Here is a 3,633-nt window from a genome sequence, read left to right as displayed (position 1 = left end):
CCTGCGCCTCTTGTAAAAGCGGGTCCAATATCAATCAGACTATGCCGATCAGGTTTCGTTCATCGCCCTTGAATTTGCATTCGTCACGTCCAAATCGAACATAGTTAACGATGCGGCATAGTTGCCGAACTTCGATTCCCGAACGGAGAGTATTCCGTTCACGAGATCAACGTCGCACCGGTCGAGCGAAAGGGCTTCGCCTGGTCTGAGGCCGGTCGCTGCGAGAAGCCCGATGAGCGTCGTATAGGCCAGTGCTCGCAAGCCTGTGCGCGAGCGTAGCCGCGCAGCATGAGTCATGAGCAGGGTAATTTCCTGTTCCGTGTAAATATGCGGAGGATTGCGCCGTCGGCGGGCACTCAGGAGTCCTGCTGGAGGAATCTCATTCCGACTGTCGATGGCGTTCATCCACTTGGCGAATCCTCTCACCTGGGAGAGACGCCGCCCCCAGGTAGCGCGTTCGACGAGTACGGGCGTCGTCGCCCAGCGAAGAGCCAGATCGGTGGTGATGAACTCGGCACCTTCGTGTTCCAGAAGATCAACGAAATGACCGAGTGCCAATGCAGGTTCATAGAATTTCGCCCCGAGCGCCCGGCGCACTGCGACGTACCGAGCGAGGGAGTCACGGATCGCAGTCATATTGCACCTCCCGTCGTGGGCCACGGGCGTGCTACCCTGCGCAGATCCTCAAACGCAACCTTTGCATAGATCGCGGTACTGTCCTGTGAGCGGTGCCGTAAGACCTCAGCGATTTCCGCGATCGACGCACCATGGCGAATCATCGTCGTCGCCAGACCGTGGCGGAATAGATGCGCGGCGCCACGGCACGCGGGACGGAATCCGGCACGAGCGAAAGCCAGACGAACAATGTGGCCAATCGCCGCCGGTCCCGCCAGACCGACGCGCGGTGCCCACATGCGAAGGAAGACCCGTCGCGATGCGCTCGCACCTCGATCGTCGCGAAGGTACATGGCAATCGCCTCTCCAACCTCGGATGGCAGCGGGAGATGCTCGACCATTTGCCCCTTACCATGAACGACGAGTTCTCCGGAACGCCAGTGGATGTCGCCTAGTTCAAGCGCGACGATCTCTCCGGCACGCAAACCGAGCCGCGCCAGCAACAGCAGGACGGCATAATCACGGCTCCCGCGTGGAGTCGACCGATCAGCAGTTGCAATCAGGACCTCTTCCTGCTCAGGCGTGAGGAACGTTGGCACAGTTGACTGCCGCCACTTGCGAACCGAAGGCACCGACTCATACAGGTCTCGTGCCGTCTCGCCATGCAGAAAGAGGAAATGGCAAAACGAGCGAAGGGCCACCGTCATCAGCCGCGTGTACTCCGCCGACCGGCCTTTGCTGCGGGTAAGGAGGTGATTCCGGATCGTCATGGCGTCGAATGCATCGGGCAATATGTCGCTGTCGCCGACATCCTGGCTGTTGAGGAAGTCGCGAATGAAGGGCCCGTAGACGAGCACCGAGTTCTTCGCAAGTCCACGATCCTGCCGCAGGTAGTCCAGGTACCGCTCGTAGATATGGGTGATCGCAGATTGGTCGCCCAATGTCGACGAGAGCACGATGGCTTCGTCACGCAGATAGGCAAGAAACGACCGTAAGACGGCAAGCTCGAACTGAACACGCGCTTCAGGAGCGTCGGTCAGGCGCTCCGTGAAACAAGCCGTAGCGGACTCATCAAGGTCAACCAGTCCGACGTTCGTGCTCTTCATCCACCGAGAGAAGGCAGACAAAACCCTTCGTTTCTTGAGAAGCGTTACTTCGGAATAACGTGCCGTCCGTAGACGATCAAGGAATGTATCAATGTGACGGGCGGGCAGCCCGCCCGATGCGCTGACTGTGTGTATCGCCTTCATTTGATTTCTCCTGGCCAGCGTAACAGCCAGCCTGAGAAATCATACGGATTATGCCGGCTCGACAATCACACAGGGGCGTGTTCGATGCTCTTTGGGACCTTGACGCGGCATAATCCGGGAATCGGCATAACCAGGCATCATGCCGCTAGCGGCATGAGCCTGGTTGTTATCTATAGGCACGTGCCCGTCGTCGAGATAGCGCGTAAGCGCCTCCCAGCGTTTGAGGCTGTAGTCCAGCGCTTTCGCGATCGACGAACCTTCCGAAACCAGCTTGCGCTGCGCTACCATCCATTCGTAAAGAGCGTCACACACCGGTTTGGCCTGACTCTGGCGAAGCCTGCGACGCTCTTCGGCATCCAACACCGCAGCGTTGTGCTCGATTTCGTAAAGTGCAGCGAAGTACGGCATGGCCCGTCCAGCGACCTAGCTACTGTGATTGGCGTGCAGGTCAAAGAACTTACGCCTCGCGCGCGCCGCACATCCGATTTCAGTGATGCCCTGCTGGAAGCCAGCCTTGTACCCGCCGTAGTCGTCGCACACCAGCTTGCCCTGCCAGCCGGCAAGGAAGGTGCGGGCATGTTCGCCTGCACGGCTGTCGGCGAAGTCATAGACCACGCCGCGCAGTTCACTGAAGTGCGTGGGCGTATACGCCCACAGATACGCCCGGTGAGTCTTCCCCTTGCCGGGACTGAGCATCTGTACCGGTGCCTCATCCGCATGCAGCACTGCCTGTTGCAGGATTTCCTGATGAAGTGCGTCGACCAGCGGCTGCAGTTGCATACCGCACGTACCGACCCAGGCGCCCAGTGTCGATCGCGGTATCGCCAGACCCGCCCGCGCAAAGATCTGCTCCTGACGATACAGCGGCAGATGGTCGGCGTATTTGGCAACCATCACCGAGGCCAGCAGTCCCGTGGTCGGGATACCCTTGTCGATGACGTGTGCGGGCACCGGCGCCTGAATCAGCGTTTCGCAGTTCTTGCATACCCACTTGCCACGGATATGCCGCTCAACCTTGAACACGCCCGGCGTGTAGTCCAGCTTCTCGCTGATGTCCTCACCGATGCGCACGCGCTCGCAGCCACACTGGCACACGGTGCTGTCCGGCTCGTGGTGGATCTCTGTGCGCGGCAGTTGCGCCGGCAGCGCTGCGCGCTTCGGTTGCCGGGGTGATTGGTCGACTGTGGCTTGTGGCTGAAGCTGCTCGAGTTCCAGTTCGATGGCGGCCAGATCGGCGTCGACTGCTTCGTCCAGCAGGCTCATCTGCTCGCTGCTGGGCTGTTCGCTGCGCCGACCGAACTGCTGGCGCTTGAGGATGGATATCTCGTGGCTCAGCTGCTCGATACGGATCTGCCGGTAATGCAACTCCCGTTCCTTCTCGCCGACCTCCCGGGTCTTCTCTTCGATCTCCCGGTCTCTGTCCTCGACCCGGGCGAACAGTTCCGCGGCAAGCGCACGCAACTGTTCGGGGCTGAGAACGTTGAGATCGGCGGGCAGGTCCATGCAGACGAGTCTGCCAGAACCCTGGGCACCGTGGAAGCGCAACAGTTTACGTCCCCGTTGGCCTTACACGACGCGAATCACACCGTTCGGGCCAATGCGCTGCCACGGCAAACCGACCACCAGACCAGCGAGTTGCTCCGTAAGCACCCGGGGAAGGCATCTTGACGGGGGCAATCGCTGAAACGATCAAGCAGCGGTCCGCGTCCAGCGATGAGGAAGCAGTTGCGCGATGTCGGCGGCACGGTGTGTCGGCAATCGCGTCAAC

2 protein-coding genes and 1 pseudogene are annotated in these 3,633 nt (G+C 60.3%); all 3 read right to left on the bottom strand.

Annotated elements, in window-relative coordinates:
• Positions 1-48 precede the first annotated feature (48 nt).
• Complete coding sequence (locus FSO04_RS45215; protein ID WP_233465460.1) at positions 49-636, bottom strand: site-specific integrase; 588 nt, start codon at positions 634-636, stop codon at positions 49-51.
• Positions 633-1,865 (bottom strand): site-specific integrase, encoded by a 1,233-nt coding sequence (locus FSO04_RS45210; protein WP_154567900.1) that lies wholly within the window; start codon positions 1,863-1,865, stop codon positions 633-635. Before FSO04_RS45210 ends, FSO04_RS45215 begins: the two co-directional genes overlap by 4 nt.
• A gap of 162 nt (positions 1,866-2,027) precedes the next feature.
• A pseudogene (gene tnpC / locus FSO04_RS45205) lies at positions 2,028-3,368 on the bottom strand (IS66 family transposase); the annotation flags it as partial.
• Between the last annotated feature and the right edge of the window lie 265 nt (positions 3,369-3,633).

The organism is Paraburkholderia madseniana, assembly GCF_009690905.1.
In the GTDB taxonomy this organism is placed as follows: Bacteria; Pseudomonadota; Gammaproteobacteria; order Burkholderiales; family Burkholderiaceae; genus Paraburkholderia; species Paraburkholderia madseniana.
This window is presented reverse-complemented; position numbering and strand designations above follow the sequence as displayed.

Bases quoted from the DNA above. Each gene is read 5' to 3' on its own strand.
- FSO04_RS45215 (WP_233465460.1), bottom strand. From the start codon at position 636: ATGACTGCGATCCGTGACTCCCTCGCTCGGTACGTCGCAGTGCGCCGG.
- FSO04_RS45210 (WP_154567900.1), bottom strand. From the start codon at position 1,865: ATGAAGGCGATACACACAGTCAGCGCATCGGGCGGGCTGCCCGCCCGT.